At 66.5% G+C, this 19,599-nt stretch carries 19 protein-coding genes and 5 tRNA genes; 10 read left to right on the forward strand and 14 right to left on the reverse strand.

From position 1 onward, the window contains the following. Positions 1–150 precede the first annotated feature (150 nt). Positions 151–846: an alpha/beta hydrolase gene (locus N440_RS05550; RefSeq protein ID WP_133934360.1), complete on the forward strand. Its 696-nt coding sequence runs from the start codon at positions 151–153 to the stop codon at positions 844–846. A 145-nt stretch (positions 847–991) separates the two neighbouring features. Next, positions 992–3,196 carry a TonB-dependent siderophore receptor gene (locus tag N440_RS05555; RefSeq protein ID WP_133934361.1) on the forward strand — a complete coding sequence of 735 codons (2,205 nt, stop codon included), beginning with the start codon at positions 992–994 and terminating at the stop codon, positions 3,194–3,196. A gap of 56 nt (positions 3,197–3,252) precedes the next feature. Here N440_RS05555 and N440_RS05560 read toward each other — a convergent pair whose 3' ends face one another. After that, positions 3,253–3,954, reverse strand: a complete 702-nt coding sequence (locus tag N440_RS05560; RefSeq protein WP_049457850.1) for a pirin family protein — start codon at positions 3,952–3,954, stop codon at positions 3,253–3,255. A gap of 140 nt (positions 3,955–4,094) precedes the next feature. Here N440_RS05560 and N440_RS05565 point away from each other — a divergent pair, with 140 nt between their 5' ends. Beyond that, the gene (locus N440_RS05565; protein ID WP_133934362.1) at positions 4,095–5,015 is read left to right on the forward strand and encodes a LysR family transcriptional regulator; all 921 of its coding nucleotides are present in this window, start codon (positions 4,095–4,097) and stop codon (positions 5,013–5,015) included. Positions 5,016–5,609: 594 nt separating this feature from the next. On the opposite strand, the gene N440_RS05575 is transcribed toward N440_RS05565, so the two are convergent. The 11 genes from N440_RS05575 to N440_RS05625 form a co-directional block, all read right to left on the reverse strand. Beyond that, positions 5,610–5,686: transfer RNA gene (locus tag N440_RS05575), tRNA-Arg, on the reverse strand. A gap of 32 nt (positions 5,687–5,718) precedes the next feature. After that, positions 5,719–5,795, reverse strand: a tRNA-Arg gene (locus N440_RS05580). A gap of 32 nt (positions 5,796–5,827) precedes the next feature. After that, positions 5,828–5,904 (reverse strand) — tRNA-Arg (locus tag N440_RS05585). A gap of 69 nt (positions 5,905–5,973) precedes the next feature. Then, positions 5,974–6,050: transfer RNA gene (locus N440_RS05590), tRNA-Arg, on the reverse strand. Continuing rightward, on the reverse strand, positions 6,041–6,967 hold the full coding sequence (locus tag N440_RS05595) for an alpha/beta fold hydrolase (protein ID WP_133934363.1): 927 nt from the start codon (positions 6,965–6,967) through the stop codon (positions 6,041–6,043). The genes N440_RS05590 and N440_RS05595 overlap by 10 nt, the downstream gene beginning before the upstream one ends. Further along, a complete protein-coding gene (gene thiD / locus N440_RS05600; RefSeq protein ID WP_133934364.1) occupies positions 6,964–7,773 on the reverse strand; it encodes a bifunctional hydroxymethylpyrimidine kinase/phosphomethylpyrimidine kinase in 810 nt (269 codons plus the stop codon). The genes N440_RS05595 and thiD overlap by 4 nt, the downstream gene beginning before the upstream one ends. Before the next feature lie 65 nt (positions 7,774–7,838). Next, positions 7,839–8,507 carry a YoaK family protein gene (locus N440_RS05605; RefSeq protein ID WP_133934365.1) on the reverse strand — a complete coding sequence of 223 codons (669 nt, stop codon included), beginning with the start codon at positions 8,505–8,507 and terminating at the stop codon, positions 7,839–7,841. Positions 8,508–8,519: 12 nt separating this feature from the next. Continuing rightward, entirely contained in the window at positions 8,520–9,026 is a 507-nt protein-coding gene (locus tag N440_RS05610; protein ID WP_133934366.1) for a hypothetical protein, read from the reverse strand. After that, positions 9,023–10,423 carry a PhoH family protein gene (locus N440_RS05615; RefSeq protein WP_006432428.1) on the reverse strand — a complete coding sequence of 467 codons (1,401 nt, stop codon included), beginning with the start codon at positions 10,421–10,423 and terminating at the stop codon, positions 9,023–9,025. Before N440_RS05615 ends, N440_RS05610 begins: the two co-directional genes overlap by 4 nt. Before the next feature lie 84 nt (positions 10,424–10,507). Then, positions 10,508–10,987 carry a peroxiredoxin gene (locus N440_RS05620; RefSeq protein ID WP_133934367.1) on the reverse strand — a complete coding sequence of 160 codons (480 nt, stop codon included), beginning with the start codon at positions 10,985–10,987 and terminating at the stop codon, positions 10,508–10,510. A gap of 91 nt (positions 10,988–11,078) precedes the next feature. Continuing rightward, the gene (locus N440_RS05625) at positions 11,079–11,639 is read right to left on the reverse strand and encodes a glycine cleavage system protein R (RefSeq protein ID WP_005409051.1); all 561 of its coding nucleotides are present in this window, start codon (positions 11,637–11,639) and stop codon (positions 11,079–11,081) included. Positions 11,640–11,803: 164 nt separating this feature from the next. Between N440_RS05625 and dapA the strand changes: the two genes are divergently transcribed. Then, a complete protein-coding gene (gene dapA / locus N440_RS05630; RefSeq protein WP_133934368.1) occupies positions 11,804–12,697 on the forward strand; it encodes a 4-hydroxy-tetrahydrodipicolinate synthase in 894 nt (297 codons plus the stop codon). 32 nt (positions 12,698–12,729) lie between these two features. Further along, positions 12,730–13,245 carry a hypothetical protein gene (locus N440_RS05635; RefSeq protein ID WP_006432432.1) on the forward strand — a complete coding sequence of 172 codons (516 nt, stop codon included), beginning with the start codon at positions 12,730–12,732 and terminating at the stop codon, positions 13,243–13,245. A 220-nt stretch (positions 13,246–13,465) separates the two neighbouring features. Here the strand turns inward: N440_RS05635 and fdxA are convergent, their stop codons facing one another. Further along, positions 13,466–13,789 carry a ferredoxin FdxA gene (gene fdxA / locus N440_RS05640; RefSeq protein ID WP_005409054.1) on the reverse strand — a complete coding sequence of 108 codons (324 nt, stop codon included), beginning with the start codon at positions 13,787–13,789 and terminating at the stop codon, positions 13,466–13,468. Positions 13,790–13,980: 191 nt separating this feature from the next. Between fdxA and N440_RS05645 the strand changes: the two genes are divergently transcribed. After that, positions 13,981–15,405, forward strand: coding sequence for a sugar porter family MFS transporter (locus tag N440_RS05645; protein WP_133934369.1), 1,425 nt, complete (start codon positions 13,981–13,983; stop codon positions 15,403–15,405). Between the two features lie 449 nt (positions 15,406–15,854). Here N440_RS05645 and N440_RS05650 read toward each other — a convergent pair. Further along, positions 15,855–15,929: transfer RNA gene (locus N440_RS05650), tRNA-Glu, on the reverse strand. A gap of 52 nt (positions 15,930–15,981) precedes the next feature. Here N440_RS05650 and pcnB point away from each other — a divergent pair. The 4 genes from pcnB to panC are packed head-to-tail and all read left to right on the forward strand — an operon-like array spanning position 15,982 to position 19,536. Then, positions 15,982–17,361: a polynucleotide adenylyltransferase PcnB gene (pcnB, locus tag N440_RS05655; protein ID WP_049457499.1), complete on the forward strand. Its 1,380-nt coding sequence runs from the start codon at positions 15,982–15,984 to the stop codon at positions 17,359–17,361. Positions 17,362–17,364: 3 nt separating this feature from the next. Then, positions 17,365–17,850, forward strand: coding sequence for a 2-amino-4-hydroxy-6-hydroxymethyldihydropteridine diphosphokinase (folK, locus tag N440_RS05660; RefSeq protein ID WP_133934370.1), 486 nt, complete (start codon positions 17,365–17,367; stop codon positions 17,848–17,850). Between the two features lie 34 nt (positions 17,851–17,884). Next, positions 17,885–18,700: a 3-methyl-2-oxobutanoate hydroxymethyltransferase gene (gene panB, locus N440_RS05665; RefSeq protein ID WP_004153072.1), complete on the forward strand. Its 816-nt coding sequence runs from the start codon at positions 17,885–17,887 to the stop codon at positions 18,698–18,700. Then, positions 18,697–19,536 carry a pantoate--beta-alanine ligase gene (panC, locus tag N440_RS05670; RefSeq protein WP_133934371.1) on the forward strand — a complete coding sequence of 280 codons (840 nt, stop codon included), beginning with the start codon at positions 18,697–18,699 and terminating at the stop codon, positions 19,534–19,536. The genes panB and panC overlap by 4 nt, the downstream gene beginning before the upstream one ends. Positions 19,537–19,599: the final 63 nt, after the last annotated feature.

Genomic DNA, 19,599 nt, shown 5'->3' on the forward strand with positions numbered 1-19,599 from the left:
ACGGTTTCAGACGGGATCGGCAAGTGCCATGCATGACATTGGACGACGCATACGATTGCAGTGACCCGATTGCGTCACCAGTGGTTAACGCCGCCCACGGACAGTGGCTGCACGGTCGGCATTCCGCCGGCCGCTGCCGGAGATCCGTACATGAGCACGACACCGACCATCCTCCTCGTCCATGGATTCTGGGGCGGGGCCGCACACTGGGCCAAGGTGATCCTGGAACTGCATCGCAACGGCCATGACCGCGTGCAGGCGGTGGAACTGCCACTCACCTCGCTGGCCGACGATGCAGGACGCACCCAGAAGATGATCCGGCAGATCGACGGGCCGGTGCTGCTGGTCGGCCATTCCTATGGTGGCGCAGTGATCAGCCAGGCCGGCAACGAGGCCAACGTGAAGGGGCTGGTCTATATCGCGGCCTTTGCCCCGGATGCCGGCGAGAGCCCGGGCGGCATCACCCAGCAGCACCTGCCGGAGGCGGCGCCGAACCTCGCACCGGACAGCGATGGCTACCTGTGGCTGCGTGCGGACAAGTTCCATGAGAGTTTCTGCCAGGACCTGAGCGACGACGAAGGCCGGGTGATGGCAGTGACCCAGAAGGCGCCGCTGGCCAGCACCTTCGGCGATGCGGTCAGTGACCCGGCGTGGAAGCACCGGCCCAGCTGGTACCAGTTGTCCCGCCATGACCGCATGATCGCGCCGGAAAACCAGAAAGCCATGGCCACCCGCATGCAGCCCAAGCGACTGCTGGAGCTGGATGCCAGCCATGCCTCGCTGGCCTCGCAGCCGAAGGAAGTAACCGCGCTGATCCTGGAGGCCTGCGCCGCCATCGGCAGCTGATCCCGCGGCAGCGCGACGCACGACAGCACATCGCACGACAGCCGGGGCGCAGGGGAGTACACTCCTGCGCCTGCGGCCACCCGGCCGAATCCCCATCCCCTCCAGCCGTCGCCAGAGGATCCCACCCGATCGTGGAGGTCCAGTCGTGCTGTCCGTACCCGTTGCCCGTATCCCGTCTTCGCTGTTGCGCCGCCGCCCGCTGCCGCAGGCGCTCGCACAGAGCCTGCTGATCGCTGCACTGGCCGGCAGCGGCAGCGCCGGCGCTCAGTCCACCGATGACGGCGACAAGGCCACGCAGTCGCCCGCCTCGCAGACCCTGCAGACCGTACAGGTCACCGCCAACCAGCTGGGTACCATCACCGAAGGCAGCGGCGCCTACACACCTGGCACCATCGCTACCGCCACCCGCCTGGTGCTGACCCCGCGACAGACACCGCAGACCATCAGCGTGATCACCCGTGCGGAGATGGATGACTTTGGCCTGCACGGCATCGATGACGTGATGCGGGTGACCCCGGGCATCAGCATCGTCACCTACGACAGCGAGCGCACCGAGTACTACGCACGTGGTTTCGCCGTGCAGAACTTCCAGTACGACGGTATCCCGATGTCGCGTGACTCGGCCTATTCGGCCGGCAACACGCTCAGCGACACCGCCATCTACGACCGCATCGAAGTGCTCAAGGGCGCTACCGGCCTGTTGACCGGCATGGGCGATCCCGGCGCGACCATCAACCTGGTGCGCAAGAAGCCGGGCAAGGACTTCGCCGGCAGCGCGACGCTGGGCCTCGGTCGCTGGGACGACTACCGTGCCGAGCTCGATGTGGGTGGCCCATTGACCGCCGATGGGCGCGTGCGCGGCCGCGCGGTCGGTGCGTGGCAGGACAAGCATTCCAACCTCGACCACTACCAGCGCACCAGCAAGGTCGGCTACGCAGTGCTGGAAGCCGATCTGGGCGAGCGCACTCTGCTGACCGTGGGTGGCGATGCGATGGACAGCGATCCGAAGGGTTCGACCTGGGGCGGTATTCCGCTGCTGGACAGTGCCGGCAACTTCAATGACATGCCGCGCTCGTTCAACAACGGCACCCGCTGGAGCGGCTGGCGCCAGTACGTGCGTACCGGCTTTGCCACGCTGGAACACACCTTCGCCAACGACTGGGTCGCCAAGCTGCAGCTCAACCACCAGGTCAACGGCTATGACGCCGCGCTGGCCGGGGCGGCGGGTGGAAATCCTGATCCGGTCACTGGTGAAGGCGTGTCGTTGTGGCTGGGCAAGTATGTCGGCAAGACCGTCAGCAACGCTGCCGACTTCTACCTGAGCGGTCATTTCGGCCTGTTCGGCCGCGAGCATGAGCTGGTGGTGGGCGGTAGTGCCTCGCGCAAGCGCTGGACCAATACCGGTTATTCGCCGCAGCCCGGCTATCCGACCGAGGTGCCGGACTACCGTGCATGGCGGGGCGACATCGCCGAGCCGCAATGGCAGCGCAGCTACGACAACAATGAGGTGACCCGTGAGAACGGCCTGTATGTGGTCGGCCGTTTTGACCTGGCCGATCCGCTGAAGCTGATCGTTGGCAGCCGCCTGGCCAGCTACCGCTCGCCGCAGACCCGCGAGACCGGCGTGTTCGTGCCGTATGCCGGCGTGGTCTACGACCTCGGCGAGCACTATTCGGTGTACGCCAGCTACAGCACCATCTTCAAGCCACAGGGCGAGCGTGACGAGCAGGGCAAGGCGCTGGATCCGCTGGAAGGCCGCAGCTACGAGATGGGCCTGAAGGCCGAGTTCCTCGATGGCCGGTTCAACGCCAGTGCAGCGCTGTTCCAGCTTGACCAGGACAACTTCGCCCAGCCCACCGGCGGCAAGACACCGGATGGACAGGATGCCTATCGTGCCTTGATGGGCGTGCGGACCAAGGGCTACGAGCTGGAAATGTCGGGCCAGCTGGCCGAGGGCTGGCAGGTGCAGGGTGGGTTCTCGCACAAGATCGCGCGCCAGGCCGGTGGCAAGGTGACCACGCTGGAGCCGGAAAACCAGTTCAGCCTGCACACCAGCTATCGCCTGCGTGGCGACTGGAAGGGGCTGACGCTGGGCGGTGGCGCGCGCTGGCAGGATTCCACCTTCGGCGAGATCACCAACCCGGCCACGCAGGCCAAGGTGGTGCATCGCACCCAGCCATACTGGTTGCTGGATGCGATGGCGCGCTATGAATTCAACGATCGCCTGTCGGCCACGCTCAACGTCAACAACCTGCTCGACAAGCGCTATTACACCATCTTCAGCTGGTACAGCACGTACACCTGGGGTGAGCCGCGCAATGTACGTCTGGCGATGACGTACAGGTTCTGACACCCGCCGTTGCGCGAGAACGCCCGCGATGCGTCATGGCATCGCGGGCGCCATGGTTACAGCGGCAGGTCGAACACCAGCACTTCGGCGTCGTTGCCGTTTTCCAGGGTCAGCTGCGCTTCGTCGCTGACCTGCAGCGCATCACCGGCTTCAAGGGTGATGCCGTTCACCTGCAACTGGCCACGGGCCACCTGCACGTAGGCGCCACGACCGTTGCCGAGCGCATGGTGCAGCTTCTGGCCGCCATCGAGGATGGTGGCGAAGATGCGGGCATCCTGGTGGATGCGCAGCGAACCGTCGGCACCGTCCGGCGAAGCGATCAGGCGCAGCTGGCCGCGCTTGCTGTCCGGCGTGAAGTGGGTCTCCTCGTAGGACGGGGTGATGTTCTCCGCATCCGGGAAGATCCAGATCTGCAGGAAATGCACGGTCTCGTCGGCCGAGTGGTTGAACTCGCTGTGGCTGACACCGCTGCCGGCGCTCATGCGCTGCACGTCGCCGTAGCGCAGCACCGAACCGGTGCCCATCGAGTCCTTGTGCTCCAGCGCGCCGCCCAGCACATAGGAAACGATCTCCATGTTGCTGTGGCTGTGGGTGCCGAAGCCCTGGCCGCCGATCACCTTGTCTTCGTTGATCACCCGCAGCGGGCCGAAGCTGACGTAGCGGGGGTCGTAGTAGTTGGCGAAGGAGAAGGTATGGCGCGAGGACAGCCAGCCATGCTCGGCCAGGCCACGGGTAGCGCTCTTGCGGATCTGCAGCATGATGGAATCTCCTTGTTCGATGGTTTCGATTGGGCGGGGTGGGGCGGTAGTCGCCGTGTTTTCCCGTTGGAGAGAAGTATCCGCTTGCGCCCGGGGTTTGAAAAACGGATAGTTTTGACAGCCATCATCGAAAAATTCGAATGCTCAAGCTCAGCCTCGATGCCCTGCAGATCCTCGATGCCATCGACCGCCGCGGCTCGTTCGCCGGCGCCGGCAAGGCCCTGCACAAGGTGCCCTCGACCATCTCCTACACCGTGGCCAAGCTGGAGGAGGACCTGGGCGTGCAGCTGTTCGACCGGGTCGGGCCGCGTGCCGAGCCGACCGAGGCCGGCCGCGCGTTGCTGGACGAGGGGCGGCACCTGCTGCGCGCGGCCCGCGAGCTGGAGCTGCGGGTGCGCCGGGTGGCATCGGGCTGGGAGACCGAACTGACCCTGGCGGTGGACTCGGTGTTCCCGACCTGGCTGCTGGGTCCGGATATCGCCGCGTTTCGTGAGGCGGAGGCGCCGACCCGGCTGCGGCTGATCGGCGAGGCCCTGTCCGGCACCTGGGAGGCCCTGCTCGACAGACGTGCCGACCTGCTGGTGGGCGCACCGGGCGAGGGCCCCAGTGGCGGTGGTTATGTGGTCGAGCCGCTGGGTACGGTGGCGTTCGTGTTCGCGGTCGCGCCGGATCATCCGTTGGCCAACGTGCCGGGCGTGCTCGGTCGCGAGCAGCTGGTCGAGCACTGCGCGATTGCCGTTTCCGATTCGGCGCGCCGGCTGCTGCCGCGCACGGTGGGCCTGTTGATGGGGCAGGAGATGCTGACCGTGCCGGACATGGCCAGCAAGCTGAAGCTGCAATGCGAAGGCGTGGGCTTCGGTTTCCTGCCCGAGCCGTGCGCGCGCGCGGCGGTGGCCCGCGGCCAGCTGGTGATCCGCGAGGTGGAGGAACACAAGCCGGAAGAGACCTTCTGGCTGGCCTGGCGCACGGGTGAGGATGGCGCGGCACTGCGCTGGTGGCGAGAGCGCCTGCGCAGGCCGGAGCTGCTGTCGCAGTGGTGGCAGGCCATGGCCGGGGGGTAGGTGTACGGCAGGGCTGCGCCCTGCACCCCTGGTAGTGCCGGCCGCTGGCCGGCAACCTCAAAAGCAAAAGCAAAAGCAGGTTTCCTGATGGATGGCGGGGTGGGTCCGGTTGCGGGGGCCGCTGCAAGTACGTCCATGTAAGCTCGGTCGCCGCATCCATGCGGCTCACGCCCCCGCAACCGGACCCACCCCGCCTTCGACAGTTTTCCGCGATCTGTCGGAACGGCGTACTGCTCTGGTAGGTGTCGACCTTGGTCGATACGGTAGATCCACGCCATGCGTGGATGAATTCATTCGATATCTGACAGATGTGTCGACCAAGGTCGACACCTACCAACAGCCGCGTGAACCTGTCGAAGGTGGGGCGGTGTCGGAGTGCGGGGTGTCAGCCGCATGGATGCGGCTGCCAAGCCTACATGGACGTACTTGCGGCGTCCCCGCACTCCGGCACCGCCCCGCCAACCCACGGAATGCCAGCTTTTGCCGTTGCTGTTGCCGTTGCTTTGGCTTGGAGCATCTGCAGGTGCAGGGCGCAGCCCTGCCGAAAAACACGCATAAAAAAACAGCAGGCCGAGGCCTGCTGTTTCGGTGTAATGGTGCGCCCGGAGAGATTCGAACTCCCGACCGCCTGGTTCGTAGCCAGGTACTCTATCCAACTGAGCTACGGGCGCCAATTACATAAACTTGTTGTGCTGACTGTGTATGGTGCGCCCGGAGAGATTCGAACTCCCGACCGCCTGGTTCGTAGCCAGGTACTCTATCCAACTGAGCTACGGGCGCCAATTACATAAACTTGTTGTGCTGACTGTGTATGGTGCGCCCGGAGAGATTCGAACTCCCGACCGCCTGGTTCGTAGCCAGGTACTCTATCCAACTGAGCTACGGGCGCGCGGTACACAATCAACTTACTGCCAGATTTTACTGCATTTCCAGCGGCGGATGCTGGAAACCTGTCGAGTGGTGCGCCCGGAGAGATTCGAACTCCCGACCGCCTGGTTCGTAGCCAGGTACTCTATCCAACTGAGCTACGGGCGCCCTGCGACAGGAGCGGAATTATGCGGATGTCGGCGCGCACCGTCAACAGTTTTGTGAAAATTTTCACCCAACTGAATGAAAAAGCAGTCAGCCACGGCGTCCGGGGCTTTCAGCCATGCGAAATGATCGGCATGCGTGCCCAGTTCCTGCGCGGACAGCACGCGCAGCTGCGCGTCCACATTCGGCAGCTTCGCCAGCAGCGTCTGCATCGATCCGGTCGGTGCCAACCAGTCGTGTTCCATCAGCACCGCCTGCGCGCTGCCATGCACGCGCGCCATCTGCGCATCGAGGTCTTCGCTCATGCCGACGGCGGCGTAGTGGTTGTTCAGGCCGACGCGCGCCCAGTCGGCGATCAGTCCGCGCGCTTCGGTGCCACCGAAGCCGAGGCGCCGGCCATGCAGCACGCCCTGGCGCTGCGCGATCCACGGCAGGAAGCGGTAGACCAACGGCAGAAGCCAGCCACGCGGTGGCGGAAAGCCGCGCCAGAACGGCGAGCCACTGGCCGCCAGCCAAAGCCGGTTGAAATGCTGCGGAGTACGGCCGGCATGCACGCAGGCCAGCTGCCCGCCCAGGCTGTGGCCACCGATGATCCACGGCAGGGGGCCAGCTTCGTCATCCGCTGTAGCCAGCACGGCCTGGCTGGCCGGCAGATCCTGTTCGAGTACCTCGCGATAGCCCCAGTCCCGCGCGCGTGACGGGCGCAGCGAGCTGCTGCCGTTGCCGCGCCACTCATGCAGGTAGACCGCCACGCCCCTGGCCGCCAGTGCCTGTGCCAGCGGCAGGTAGTGGCGTGCGGCCACGCCCAGTGCCGGCAGCCACAGCAGGCGCGCGATGGGCTGTTCAGGCACGCAGGCAATCACCTCGTAGCGATGGCCATCGTCGCACTGCACGGCAAGCGTGTCCGGTGTGAGGCTCATGCGTGCGGTGCCGCGCCGAAGTGATCGAGCACCAGCACTTCGCTGCGGCCGGGGGCGTAGCCCCTCTGCAGCCCGCGCGCGACATAGTCGATGCCGGCCTCGCAGGCATTGGCCAGGCTCAGCCCGTTGCACAGCTGCGCGGCGATGGCCGAGGCCAGCGTGCAGCCGGTGCCGTGCGCATCCAGCGGCAGGCGGGCGTGGATGAACTCTTCGCTGCTGACGCCATCGAAATAGCGGTCGATCACACGGTTGCCCTCCTGCAGATGGCCGCCTTTGAGTAGAACAGCACCCGCACCGAGGTCGAGCAGGGCGCTGGCGGCCTGCTCGGCATCATTGCCGTTGCTGATTTTCCGGCCAACCAGCAGCTCTGCTTCCGGTGTGTTCGGGGTGATCAGCGTGGCCAGCGGGATCAACCGCTCACGCATGGCCTGCAATGCGCTGTCCTCCAGCAGGCGTGCGCCGCTGGTGGCGACCATCACCGGGTCCAGCACCACGTGTGGCGGGCGATGGCGCTGCAGTGCGTCGGCAACGACGTTGATCACCTCCGCGTTGGCCAGCATGCCGAGCTTCACCGCGTGGATATCGAAATCGTCGAAGCAGGCCTCCAGCTGCGCACGCAGGAAGTCGATCGGCGGCACGTGCACGGCGGTCACGCCGCGGGTGTTCTGTGCGGTCAGCGCGGCGATCGCCGAGAGGCCATGCACGCGATGTGCAGCGAACGCCTTCAGGTCGGCCTGGATTCCAGCACCACCGCCGGAGTCGGAGCCGGCGATGGTGAGGGCGGATACGGGAGTGGTCGGGCTCATCCAGCGATTGTGCCGTGGTCCCGCTGGGGAAGGTAGATCCACGCCATGCGTGGATGCGCTTCAACTCAATGCCGCCAGCGCGCCCACTGCTGGTACAGCACATAGCCCAGCCCGGTCAGGCCGGTCAGCAGGGCGGGGGCGAGCAGGGCGTCGTACTGCCAGCGTACGAACAGCCAGGCGCCGAGGATGCCGCCGGCGAGGAAGCCGCTGATGATCAGGCCACTGAGGGTCAGGCGGCGAATCTGCAGTGGCAGGCCGCGCAGCAGGTGTCCGAGGCCGATGCCGAGGTCGGTGAACATGCCGCTGAGGTGGGTTGTGCGCACTACCGCGCCGCTGAAGGTGGTGGCCATCGCATTCTGCAGGCCGCAGGCCATGGCGGCGGCCAGCGCGCCCCAGATCTGGTGCTGTTCAAACAGCGGAATGGCCACCAGCAGCAGCGCCGATTCCAGCGCCAGCGCGACGCCGTAACGACGCCCCAGCTGCAGGGCGCTGTCCTGGATCAACAGACCACTGAGCATCGCGCCCAGCGAGAAGGCGATCAACAGCCCCCACAGGTGCCCGACCGCACGCCAGTCGCCCTGGGCCAGCGCCATGCCCAGCTGGCTGGTGCTGCCGGTCATGTGGCTGACCGCCTGGTGCTCAAAACCCAGAAAACCAACCACGTTGACCATGCCGGCCACGCACGAGAGCGCAACCGCACCGATCCAGACCCACGTGGGTAGACGTATTCCCATCGACGGGGCCGCTCAGGGCCCGCCGAAGCCGCCGTTGAACTGCAGCTCGCTGAAGGTGTTGCCGGTCGGATCGAACACGGCGCCCCAGAACTGTGCGCCGCCATCGCAGACGCGGATCGCTTCACGGGCCGGATTGATGCCGCTGTCGTCGGGCAGGTGGAAGGCGTTGATGTAGATCAGCCGCTTGCCGGCACTTTCGATGCCGACGTACTGGCGATCAAAGTCCAGCACCTTCGGCACCTGCGCCTCAAGCGAGGACAGCTTCGCTTCCAGCTGATCGATCTGTTGCCGGCTGGGCGCCCAGTAGCCGCTGACCCGCCCGGCCTCGCGGCCGGGGCTGGGGCGCGAGCAGGTGTCGAGCACCTGCGCGGCGATGATCGGGCGGGTGACCACCCAGGACTGTCCGGTACGTTCGGCGGTCGGCACGCTGGCCGGGCCGCGCGTGGTGGTGCAGGCACCCAGCGCGGCTGCGAGGGCGATCGCAGCCGTGGGCAGCAGCAGTCGGGCGCAGCGGCTCACAATACCTCCGAAGCGTAATCGGCCAGGCGCGAGCGCTCGCCTCGGCGCAGGGTGATATGCGCGCTGTGCGGCCAGTTCTTGAAGCGATCCACCGCGTAGGTCAGGCCCGAGGTGGTCTCGGTCAGGTACGGGGTGTCGATCTGCTCGACGTTGCCCAGGCAGACGATCTTGGTGCCGGGGCCGGCACGGGTGATCAGTGTCTTCATCTGCTTCGGGGTGAGGTTCTGCGCCTCGTCCAGGATCAGGTAGCGCGACAGGAAGGTGCGGCCGCGCATGAAGTTCATCGAGCGGATCTTGATGCGGCTGGCGAGCAGGTCGTTGGTCGCCTGGCGGCCCCAGGTGCCGCCTTCCTGGTTGTGCGTCAGCACTTCCAGGTTGTCGGTCAGCGCGCCCATCCACGGTGTCATCTTCTCTTCCTCGGTGCCGGGCAGGAAGCCGATGTCCTCGCCGACGCTGACCGTGGCGCGGGTCATGATGATCTCGCGGTAGCGCTGCTGGTCCATCGTCTGCGCCAGGCCGGCAGCCAGTGCCAGCAGGGTCTTGCCGGTGCCGGCGGTGCCGAGCAGGGTAACGAAGTCGATCTCCGGATCCATCAGCGCGTTGAGCGCGAAGTTCTGCTCGCGGTTGCGTGCGCTGATGCCCCACACGGCATGGCTGCCATGGCGGAAATCGTCGACCAGCGACAGCACCACCTTGCCGTCGCCGACCACGCGGCTGACGCGCAGCTCGACTTCATCTTCGCCGGGCAGGTAGACGTACTGGTTCGGGTACCACTCCTCGCCGTCCTGGGCCTGGATTTCGTAATGGGTACGGCCCTTGTCGCTCCAGCTGCGCAGGTCTTCGCCGTGGCGCTTCCAGAAGTCTTCCGGCAGCTCGGTGGCGCCGGTGTAGAGCAGGCTGAAATCGTCCAGCGCGCGATCGTTCTCGTAGTCCTCGGACACGATGCCGGCGATCGCCGCCTTGATCCGCAGGTTGATGTCCTTGGAAACGAACACCACCGGCAGGTCCGGGGTTTCTTCCTTCAGCGCCAGGATCGCGCCGAGAATGGCGTTGTCCGGGATCACCTGGCCGAAGCTCTTCCCGGCGTCGAAATGGCTGGTCTGGAAGCGCAGCTTGCCGGCGCTCTGCTTGCCGCGCAGCTGCAGCCCATTGGGACGCTGCAGCGGAATGCCGTCGGCCAGGTTGTCCAGGCCGGACGCCTGCACCAGCTCGTTGAGGAAGCGGCTCACCTGGCGGGCATTGCGGCTCGCTTCGGAGGTGCCCTTCTTGCCGTTGTCCAGCTCCTCGATCACCTGCATGGGCAGGTAAACGTCGTGCTCCTCGAATTTGAACAGCGCGGTGGGATCGTGCATCAGCACGTTGGTATCCAGCACGTAGATGCGCTTGCCTCGGGTCATCGTCGATTCCTGGTTACGGACAGGGAAAAACCATCACGGCCTGCCGCAGGGCAGGGTGATGGCAGACACAGTAGGCAGTGGGACTCACTTGGACTGGGAGGCCTTCAGTTCGGCGAGAACGGCATCGGCATGGCCGGCAACCTTGACCTTGCGCCAGGACTGCACGATGCGGCTGTCGGGGGAAATCAGGAAGGTGCTGCGCTCGATGCCACGTACCTGCTTGCCGTACATGTTCTTCATCTTGATCACGTCGAAGGCGCTGCACAGCGCTTCGTCGCCATCACTGACCAGCGGGAAGTTGAAGCCCTGCCTGGCGCAGAAGTTGTCGTGCGACTTCACCGAATCGCGCGAGACACCGAGCACGACCGCACCGGCCTTGCGGAACTTCGGCAGCAGCGCGTTGAAGTCGATGCCTTCGGTGGTGCAGCCGGGGGTGCTGTCCTTGGGATAGAAGTACAGCACCAGCCAGTGGCCGGCGTAATCGCCGAGAGTGGCCTGGTCGCCACCGGACAGGGCCAGCGGCAGGGAGAGGATGGTGCTGTCCAGGGTGTCGCCGTTGTTCATGAGGTCCTTCTGTCGAGCCTGGGTTCTTTCTACGACAATTGCATGAAACGCCACGCGCCCGTGAGGGACGCGCGAAAAATCAGGAATTCATTCAGAACTTCATCGGGTCCATGATCGCGTCCAGGTTCAGGTGGTCGCAGAATTCAAGGAAATCGTCGCGCAGCGCGGCGATGTGCATGTTGGCCGGCACGCCGATGGTGACCTGCGCACTGAACATTTCCGCACCGGTCTGCATGGCGCGGTAGCGCGTGCTCTGCAGGTTCTCGATGGTGATGCCCTGGCGGTCGAAGAAATCGGCCAGCTGGAACAGGATGCCCGGCTTGTCGGCGGCGATCACTTCGACGATGTAGGGCAGGAGGTTGGACTGCGCCTGCTTGGCAGCGGTGCGGTACCAGACCAGCTTCAGGCCTTCCTCGCGCTCCAGCCGGGTCAGCATCGCTTCCAGCTTGGCCACCGAGTCCCAGGAGCCGGTGGCCAGGGCGGTGACCGAGACATCGCGGCCGACCGTGGCCAGGCGCGCGTCCACCAGATTGCAGCCGCTGTCGGCAATGCGGCGGGTGACGGACAGCAGGGGAGACTCCGGATGCGTCGTATAGGCGTTGATCAGGAGGTGGTTTTCGCTCGGCGCGGGGCGCGGGGTGGTGTCGGTCAAGGCGATTCCGGGTAATGCATGCGTTAGTCTGAATGCCCGCCAGAGGCGGGGATCCACCGGTGTCCAGCATACTTGCCCGTGCTTTCGCGCCGCAAGTAACATTCAGGTCGCCCCCGGCCTTTCGTGGCGGGCGTTTTCCCTTCCCAGCCAAGAGCAGCACGTCCTTGTCCCTTTCCGGCCTCATCACCGCGCTGGCGACCCCGTTCCGGGCCGACGGCGCCCTCGATCCCGACGGTTGGCAGCGCCTGCTGCACCTGCAACTGGAAGGTGGCGTCCATGGCGTTGTCGTAGCCGGCTCGACCGGTGAAGCGGCGACCCTCACCGATGCCGAGTACGACCTGCTGCTGGCCAGCGCGGTCGAGCGCATCGGCGGCCGCATCCCGGTCATGGCCGGTACCGGCCTGTCGGGTACGGCCAAAACCATCGAACAGACCCGCCGCGCCGCCGCGCTGGGTGCCAGCCACGCGCTGGTGGTCACCCCGCCGTACGTGCGGCCGACCCAGGCCGGCCTGATCGCACACTACCGCGCGGTTGCCGACCAGGGCGGGCTGCCGGTCGTGCTGTACAACGTGCCCGGCCGCACCGGTTGCGACATGCAGCCGGAGACCGTGGCCGAACTGGCCGGCCATCCCAATATCGTCGGCATCAAGGAAGCGGTGGGCGACACCGGCCGGGTGCAGGCGCTGCTGGCGCTGCGCAGCCCGCAGTTCGCGGTGCTCAGTGGCGATGACGGCACGGCCGCGCGCTCGATCCAGGCCGGTATCGACGGCCTGGTCTCGGTCGGTTCCAACGTGCTGCCCGGCGCCTACCGCCGCATGTGCGAGCTGGCCGCCGCCCATGACCACGAAGCCACCGGGTCGTGGGATGCGCGCCTGCAGCCATTCCACGACTTCTGCGGTGTCGAGCCGAACCCGATTCCGGTCAAGGCGCTGCTGCGCCGCATCGGCATCGGCCACGACCTGCGCCTGCCGCTGCTGCCGCTGTCGGCGGCGCATCATGCGGCTGCCGACCATCTTGCCGGCGACATCGCCGCCCTCGAAGCCCTTTCCAGCCACTGACCTTTCGTCTTGGTCTGACCCAGGAGATTCACATGCGTCAATCCGTTTCCACCGTCCGCGTGCTGTCCTACGCCCTGCTTGCTGTAGCTGTCGCGGCCGGCACCACTGGTTGCTTCAAGCGTGGCGTCAAGGGCGACTACGCCCTGGCCCCGGAAATGCGTCCGCTGGAAGTGCCGCCGGACCTGAACCTGCCCAACGCCACCTCCGACAACAAGGTGCCGACGCTGGCTTCGGCGACCAAGCCGGCGGCGCCGGTGGCTGCGGCCCCGGCCGTGGGCAACACCGGTTTCACCATCGCCGGCGGCAAGGATGAAGCCTTCGCCAAGGTCGGCACCGCGCTGGAAGGCGTGGAAGGCGTGACCATCGCCAGCCGCGCGCAGCTGCTGGGCTCGTACGACGTGGCCTACGAAGGCAGCAACTTCCTGGTCCGCGTGGTTGCGGTCGACGCCGGCGCCTACATCTCCGCGGTCGACCCGCGTGGCCTGCCGGCCACGGCCGAAGCGCCGGTCAAGCTGATTGCCGCGCTGAAGGCGAAGCTGGCCCAGTAAGCGCCGGTCGGGTGGGTGCGGGCCCAGGTCCGCACGTGCCCGGGTAGGGGCCGACCTTGGTCGGCGCTTCTGTGCCAACCAAGGTTGGCACCTACCGGATGACGTGCCCTGGTGGAGGTCGACCTTGGTCGACGCTTCTGTGCCAACCGCGGTTGGCATCTGCCGAAGAACAGAAAAGGGCGCCCTCGGCGCCCTTTTCCGTTGCCGCAGTGAGCGCTTCTCAGCGCTCCAGCAGCTTCAGCTTGTCCGGCTTGCCGTCCCATTCGCCAGCGTCGGCGGGCGGGTCCTTGCGCACGGTCAGCACCGGCCACTCCTTTGCCAGTTCGGCATTGAGGGCGACGAAGCCTTCCTGCCCGGCGGGGACATCGTCCTCCGGGAAGATCGCGTTGACCGGGCACTCCGGCTCGCAGAGGGTGCAGTCGATGCACTCATCCGGGTCGATCACCAGGAAGTTCGGGCCCTCGTGGAAGCAATCCACGGGGCACACTTCCACGCAATCGGTGTGTTTGCACTTGATGCAGTTTTCGGTGACGACAAAGGGCATGGGCTGGGGGTGGATCGATTCCTGAACCTGACAATTCTAGAACAGGTTGGCCCCCGGTGTCGGCGCGGGACGGAAAACGGGCGTCTGGCAGGCGCGACCACTGCGGCCATTGGCGGCACGGCCGAGCCTGTGCGACGCTGCGGGCCATCGGCCGCAGGGGTGGCCGAATTCCCTTTCCAGCAGGATCGTCCATGTCCCAAGCCCAGACCGGCACCGCCCCGCACGGCGGTGAGAACACCGCGTTCATCGTCCTGATCAGTTGCGTGGCCACCCTCGGTGGATTCCTGTTCGGTTTCGACAGTGGTGTCATCAATGGCACGGTCGATGGCCTGCGCCAGGCCTTCAACTCCAGTGAAGCGGCACTGGGTTTCGAAGTTGCTTCGATGCTGCTGGGCTGCGCGATCGGCGCCTTCCTGGCCGGCTGGCTGGGGGATCGCCTGGGGCGCCGCGGCGTACTGATCGTCTCGGCATTGATGTTCCTGGTCTCGGCGCTGGGCGCCGGCGCCGCCCATGCCTCCTGGCTGTTCATCGCCGCGCGCGTGCTCGGCGGCTTTGCCGTGGGTGCAGCCAGCGTGATGTCGCCGGCCTACATTGCCGAAGTGGCCTCGGCACGCTATCGCGGCCGCCTGGCCACGGTGCAGCAGATGGCGATCATCTGCGGGCTGTTCGCCGCCTTCCTCAGCAACTACCTGCTGGCCCGCGCAGCCGGCGCGTCAACCGAGCCCCTGTGGCTGGGCCACGAGGCCTGGCGCTGGATGTTCTGGATGCAGGCGCTGCCGTCCGGGCTGTTCCTGCTGCTGTTGCTGGTGATTCCCGAAAGCCCGCGCTTCCTGGTGCTGAAGGGGCGGCAGGCGCAGGCGAGGGCGGTGCTGTCGCGGCTGTACGGCGACGGCGCGGCGGCAGCCAAGCAGGCCGAGATCGAAGCCAGCCTGGCGCAGGACCAGCACAAGCCGCGCTTTGGTGATCTGCGTGACAAGGCCACCGGCCGGCTGCGCCCGATCCTCTGGGTCGGCATCGGTCTGGCCATGTTCCAGCAGCTGGTCGGCATCAACGTGGTGTTCTACTACGGGGCAGTGCTGTGGCAGGCGGTCGGTTTCTCGGAAAGCGATGCGCTGCTGATCAACGTGCTGTCGGGTGCACTGAGCATCGGGGCCTGCCTGCTGACCGTGCTGCTGATCGACCGCATCGGTCGCAAGCCGCTGCTGTGGATCGGTTCGGTTGGCATGTCGGTGGCGCTGGTGCTGATGGTGGTGGCCTTTGCCAGTGGCAGCCTGGCCGAGGGCCGCCTGCAGTTGTCCGACGGCATGGGCCGGCTGGCGCTGGTGGCGGCCAACGTCTACGTGGTGTTCTTCAACATGTCGTGGGGCCCGGTGATGTGGGTGATGCTGGGCGAGATGTTCCCGAACCAGATCCGCGGCCCGGCACTGGCGGTGGCCGGCGCGGCGCAGTGGACCTCGAACTTCGCGATCACCGTAACCTTCCCGATGCTGCTGGCCGGTATCGGCCTGGCCGGGGCCTACGGCATCTATACGGTCGCAGCGATCCTCTCGATCTTCTTCGTCGTCCGCCATGTGCGCGAGACCAAGGGCAAGGAACTGGAGCAGATGGAAGGCTGACGCCGCCTGGCTTCGGTTGCATTCCGTTGGCGCCTGGTTGTCCCGAGTTTGAGGGGGCAGGCCGCCCTCTCCAGGACACGCAAAAGCCCATCCATGGTGCTCGATGGCGCCATCCATGGCGCCAACGGTCCTGGAGAGGGCGGCCTGCCCCCTCCTGACAGTTTCATGGTGCGTGCGGACGCGGCGAAGCGCTGGTCGGTTGTTGCCGGGGTTCGCGGGAAACCGTCCAGAGGCGGTGGGGTCACCCAGGGCGGGACCGTTGGCGCCATGGATGGCGCCATCGAGCCCCCATGGATGGGTTCACGGCGTGTCCTGCCCTGGGTGACCCCACCGGCTCAAGCCGATTGCAGGGAAGCGCCAACGCGACCAACCCGACCGCAACCATCGGCAATCCCGGAAAACAGAAAAGCCCGCGCGAGGCGGGCTTTTTCGGTTCCTGCTGCGGCGACTGGCGCTCCCTAGGGGACTCGAACCCCTGTTTTAGCCTTGAGAGGGCCACGTCCTAACCACTAGACGAAGGGAGCGTAACTGTGTCGCTGCCGAGGCAGGAGCGCTAGTATATGCACCTCGATGCCATTGGGCAATCCCGAAACTTCAACCGGAAGCGCCAACATCATTTCCTCTGCTACATCACCGTTCAGCCTGCGCGTCATCCCGCGCGACCAGCACACGATCTCCCGCAAGGACATCAGCCCGAACGCCCTGCGCGTGCTTTATCGCCTGCGCGATGCCGGCTTCGGCGCCTACCTTGTCGGCGGCGCGGTGCGTGACCTGCTGGTCAATGGCCAACCCAAGGATTTCGACGTGGCCACCGACGCCACGCCCGAACAGGTCAAGCAGCTGTTCCGCAACTGCCGCCTGATCGGCCGCCGCTTCCGCCTGGCCCACGTGGTATTCGGCCGCGAGATCATCGAAGTCGCCACCTTCCGTGCCAACAGCGATGACGGCAGCGGCGACCGCGAGATGGAAAACGGCATGCTCGTGCGCGACAACGTGTACGGCTCCATCGAAGACGATGCCGTCCGCCGCGACTTCACCTGCAACGCCCTGTACTACGCCATCGAGGATTTCTCGGTACGTGACTACACCGGCGGCTTCGAAGACGTGCAGGCACGCCTGATGAAACTGATCGGCGACCCAGAGCAGCGCTACCGCGAAGACCCGGTGCGCATGCTGCGTGCGGTGCGCCTGGCGGCCAAGCTCGGTTTCCAGATCGAAGAGGGCACCGCCGCGCCGATCCCGCATCTGGCTGGCCTGCTCAACGAAGCCGCGCCAGCGCGCCTGTTCGAGGAGGTGCTCAAGCTGTTCCTGTCCGGGCATGGCGTGGCCAGCTTCGAAGGCCTGGAGCGCTACGGCCTGTTGGATGTGCTGTTCCCGGAAAGCGCCAAGGCGCTCAAGTCCAACCGCACCGGCGCGCTGCGCCGCATGCTGGTCGAGGGCCTGGCCAACACCGATGCGCGCGTTGCCAATGACGAACCGGTCTCGCCGGCGTTCCTGTTCGCGCTGCTGCTGTGGCCGGCCTACTGCCGCGCGCAGGCGACCCTGCTCAAGCAGGGCGTGGCACCGGAAGAGGCACAGCGGCGTGCCGCCGACCGTGTGACCGTGCAGCAGCTGAGCACCATCGCGCTGCCGCGCCGCTTCTCGCTGCCAATGCAGGAGATCTGGCTGCTGCAGTCGCGTTTCGGCTCGCGCCAGCGCAAGCGCGTGTTCCGCACCCTGACCCATCCGCGCTTCCGTGCTGCGTTCGATTTCCTCAGCCTGCGCCAGGTGGCTTCGGCCGAGCACGCCGCCGATGTCGAGTTCTGGCGCGAGGCGCAGGCGCAGTCCGGCCGCGAACTGGAATCGTCGCTGGATGCGATGCACAGCGAAGAGGGTGACGACGAGAGCGGGGCGCCGCGCAAGCGCCGCCGTCGCCGCCGTCGCCCGGGTGCGCCGGCCGGTGCGGCGGGCGAGTAAGCGATGACCCTTGCCTGGATCGGCCTCGGCGCCAACCTCGGCGACGCGGCTGGGACCGTCGGCGCGGCGATGGCCGCGCTGGACGGGCTGCCCGGGACCCGCCTGCGGCAGGCCTCGCGCCTGTATGCCACGCCGGCCTGGGGCAACCAGGACCAGCCGCCGTTCGTCAATGCGGTGGCGGCGGTCGATACCGTGCTGCCAGCCGATGAGCTGCTGCAGGCGATGCTGGCACTGGAGCAGCGCTTCGGCCGCGTGCGTGATCCGGCGGTGCACTGGGGCCCGCGCGCGCTGGATCTCGACCTGCTGCTGTACGGCGCGCAGGAACTCGACCAGCCCGGGCTGCAGGTGCCGCATCCGTACCTGCACGAGCGTGCCTTCGTGCTGGTGCCACTGGCCGAAATCGCGCCGGAACTGACAATTCCTGGCCATGGACGCGTGCGGGATGCAGTGATGCGGGTGGATGCCTGCGGGATCGCGCCGATAGAGTGATAATGCCCGGGTTATCTCCCCCGGTTATCAGCACATGAGCACCCACGCAGACAGCAAGCCCTGGACCGTTCCCGCCCTGGCCGAGGCCAAGCGCAATGGCCAGAAGCTGGTCATGTTGACCGCCTACGACGCCGGCTTTGCCCGCACTTTCGACGCAAACGGCGTTGACCTGATTCTGATCGGCGACTCGCTGGGCATGGTCGTGCAGGGCCATGACTCGACCCTGCCGGTGACCGTGGCCGACATGGTCTACCACACCCGCGCCGTGGCCCGCGTGCTGCAGCGTGCACTGCTGGTGGCCGATCTGCCGTTTGGCGCCGATGCCACCCCGGAACGCGCGCTGGATGCCTCGCTGCAGCTGCTGCAGGCCGGTGCCGAGATGGTCAAGATCGAAGGTGCCGGCTTCAAGGTCGACATCATCCGCTATCTGGTCGAGCGTGAGATCCCGGTCTGCGCGCATCTGGGCCTGACCCCGCAGTCGGTGCTGCGCCTGGGCGGCTTCAAGATCCAGGGCCGTGGCGATGCCGCGCGCCAGCTGGTGGAAGATGCCAGGGCCGTGGCCGCCGCAGGTGCCAGCATCATGGTGCTCGAATGCGTACCGACCCCGGTCGCTGCCGAGGTCACGGCGGCGGTGGACGTGCCGACCATCGGCATCGGCGCCGGCCCGCAGTGCGATGGCCAGGTGCTGGTGCTGCATGATTTCCTCGGCCTGGACAGCGGTCATCGCCGCCCGAAGTTCGTCAAGGATTTCCTTGCCGAAGGCGGTTCGGTGGCCGGTGCCACCCGCGCCTATGCCGACGCCGTGCGCGACGGCAGCTTCCCTGACGAACAGCACGCCTACGCCCAATGATCCAGACCTTCAACGAGCTTGGCGCACTGCGCGAGCAGATCGGCCAGTGGAAGCGCGAAGGCCTGCGCGTGGCATTGGTGCCGACCATGGGCAACCTGCATGGCGGCCATCATTCGCTGGTGACCCTGGCGCGGCAGTACGCCGACAAGGTGGTGGCGAGCATCTTCGTCAATCCGACCCAGTTCGGCCCCAATGAAGACTTCAGTCGCTACCCGCGCACGCCCGAGGCCGATGTGTCCGGGCTGGAGCAGGTCGGCTGCGACGCCGTGTGGCTGCCCAGCGTGGAGGCGATGTACCCGCTGGGCGTGGACAAGACCACGCAGATGCACGCCCCGGGCGTGAGCGAAGTGCTGGAGGGTGCCAGCCGCCCGGGCCACTTCGATGGCGTGTGCACGGTGGTGGCGCGCCTGTTCCTGCAGGTGCAGCCGGACGTGGCGGTGTTCGGCCGCAAGGACTACCAGCAGCTGGCCGTGATCAGGCAGATGGTGGCGGAGTTGTCGTTCCCGATCCAGATCGTCGGCGCGGAGATCGTGCGCGACGAGGATGGCCTGGCCAAGAGTTCGCGCAACCAGTACCTGAGCGCCGAACAGCGCCCGGTCGCGACGACCCTTCACCGCACCCTGCTGGGCATGCGCGAAGGCTATGTGGCTGGCCAGTCGCGTGCGCAGATCGAGGCCGATGCAACCGCCGCGCTGCAGGCGGCCGGTTTCCAGGTCGACTACGCGGTGCTGCGCACTCCGGAGCTGGCCGAGCCGACCTTCGACGGCGGTGGCCGCGTGGCACTGATTGCCGCGCGCCTGGGCAGCACCCGGTTGATCGACAATCTGGAGTTCTGAGCCGCATGCGGCTCCGGGGCGCCCGCAACGGGCGCCTCCCACCTTCCCACGGACGGGAGACAG

The sequence above is a fragment of the Stenotrophomonas sp. CC22-02 genome (assembly GCF_004365115.1).
GTDB classification, from domain to species: domain Bacteria; phylum Pseudomonadota; class Gammaproteobacteria; order Xanthomonadales; family Xanthomonadaceae; genus Stenotrophomonas; species Stenotrophomonas forensis.

Excerpts from the sequence above, each read along its gene's own strand:
- N440_RS05550 (WP_133934360.1), top strand. The coding sequence starts at position 151 with ATGAGCACGACACCGACCATCCTCCTCGTCCATGGATTCTGGGGCGGG.
- N440_RS05560 (WP_049457850.1), bottom strand. The coding sequence starts at position 3,954 with ATGCTGCAGATCCGCAAGAGCGCTACCCGTGGCCTGGCCGAGCATGGC.
- N440_RS05565 (WP_133934362.1), top strand. The coding sequence starts at position 4,095 with ATGCTCAAGCTCAGCCTCGATGCCCTGCAGATCCTCGATGCCATCGAC.
- N440_RS05595 (WP_133934363.1), bottom strand. The coding sequence starts at position 6,967 with ATGAGCCTCACACCGGACACGCTTGCCGTGCAGTGCGACGATGGCCAT.
- thiD (WP_133934364.1), bottom strand. The coding sequence starts at position 7,773 with ATGAGCCCGACCACTCCCGTATCCGCCCTCACCATCGCCGGCTCCGAC.
- N440_RS05605 (WP_133934365.1), bottom strand. The coding sequence starts at position 8,507 with ATGGGAATACGTCTACCCACGTGGGTCTGGATCGGTGCGGTTGCGCTC.
- N440_RS05615 (WP_006432428.1), bottom strand. The coding sequence starts at position 10,423 with ATGACCCGAGGCAAGCGCATCTACGTGCTGGATACCAACGTGCTGATG.
- N440_RS05620 (WP_133934367.1), bottom strand. The coding sequence starts at position 10,987 with ATGAACAACGGCGACACCCTGGACAGCACCATCCTCTCCCTGCCGCTG.
- N440_RS05635 (WP_006432432.1), top strand. The coding sequence starts at position 12,730 with ATGCGTCAATCCGTTTCCACCGTCCGCGTGCTGTCCTACGCCCTGCTT.
- fdxA (WP_005409054.1), bottom strand. The coding sequence starts at position 13,789 with ATGCCCTTTGTCGTCACCGAAAACTGCATCAAGTGCAAACACACCGAT.
- N440_RS05645 (WP_133934369.1), top strand. The coding sequence starts at position 13,981 with ATGTCCCAAGCCCAGACCGGCACCGCCCCGCACGGCGGTGAGAACACC.
- folK (WP_133934370.1), top strand. The coding sequence starts at position 17,365 with ATGACCCTTGCCTGGATCGGCCTCGGCGCCAACCTCGGCGACGCGGCT.
- panB (WP_004153072.1), top strand. The coding sequence starts at position 17,885 with ATGAGCACCCACGCAGACAGCAAGCCCTGGACCGTTCCCGCCCTGGCC.
- panC (WP_133934371.1), top strand. The coding sequence starts at position 18,697 with ATGATCCAGACCTTCAACGAGCTTGGCGCACTGCGCGAGCAGATCGGC.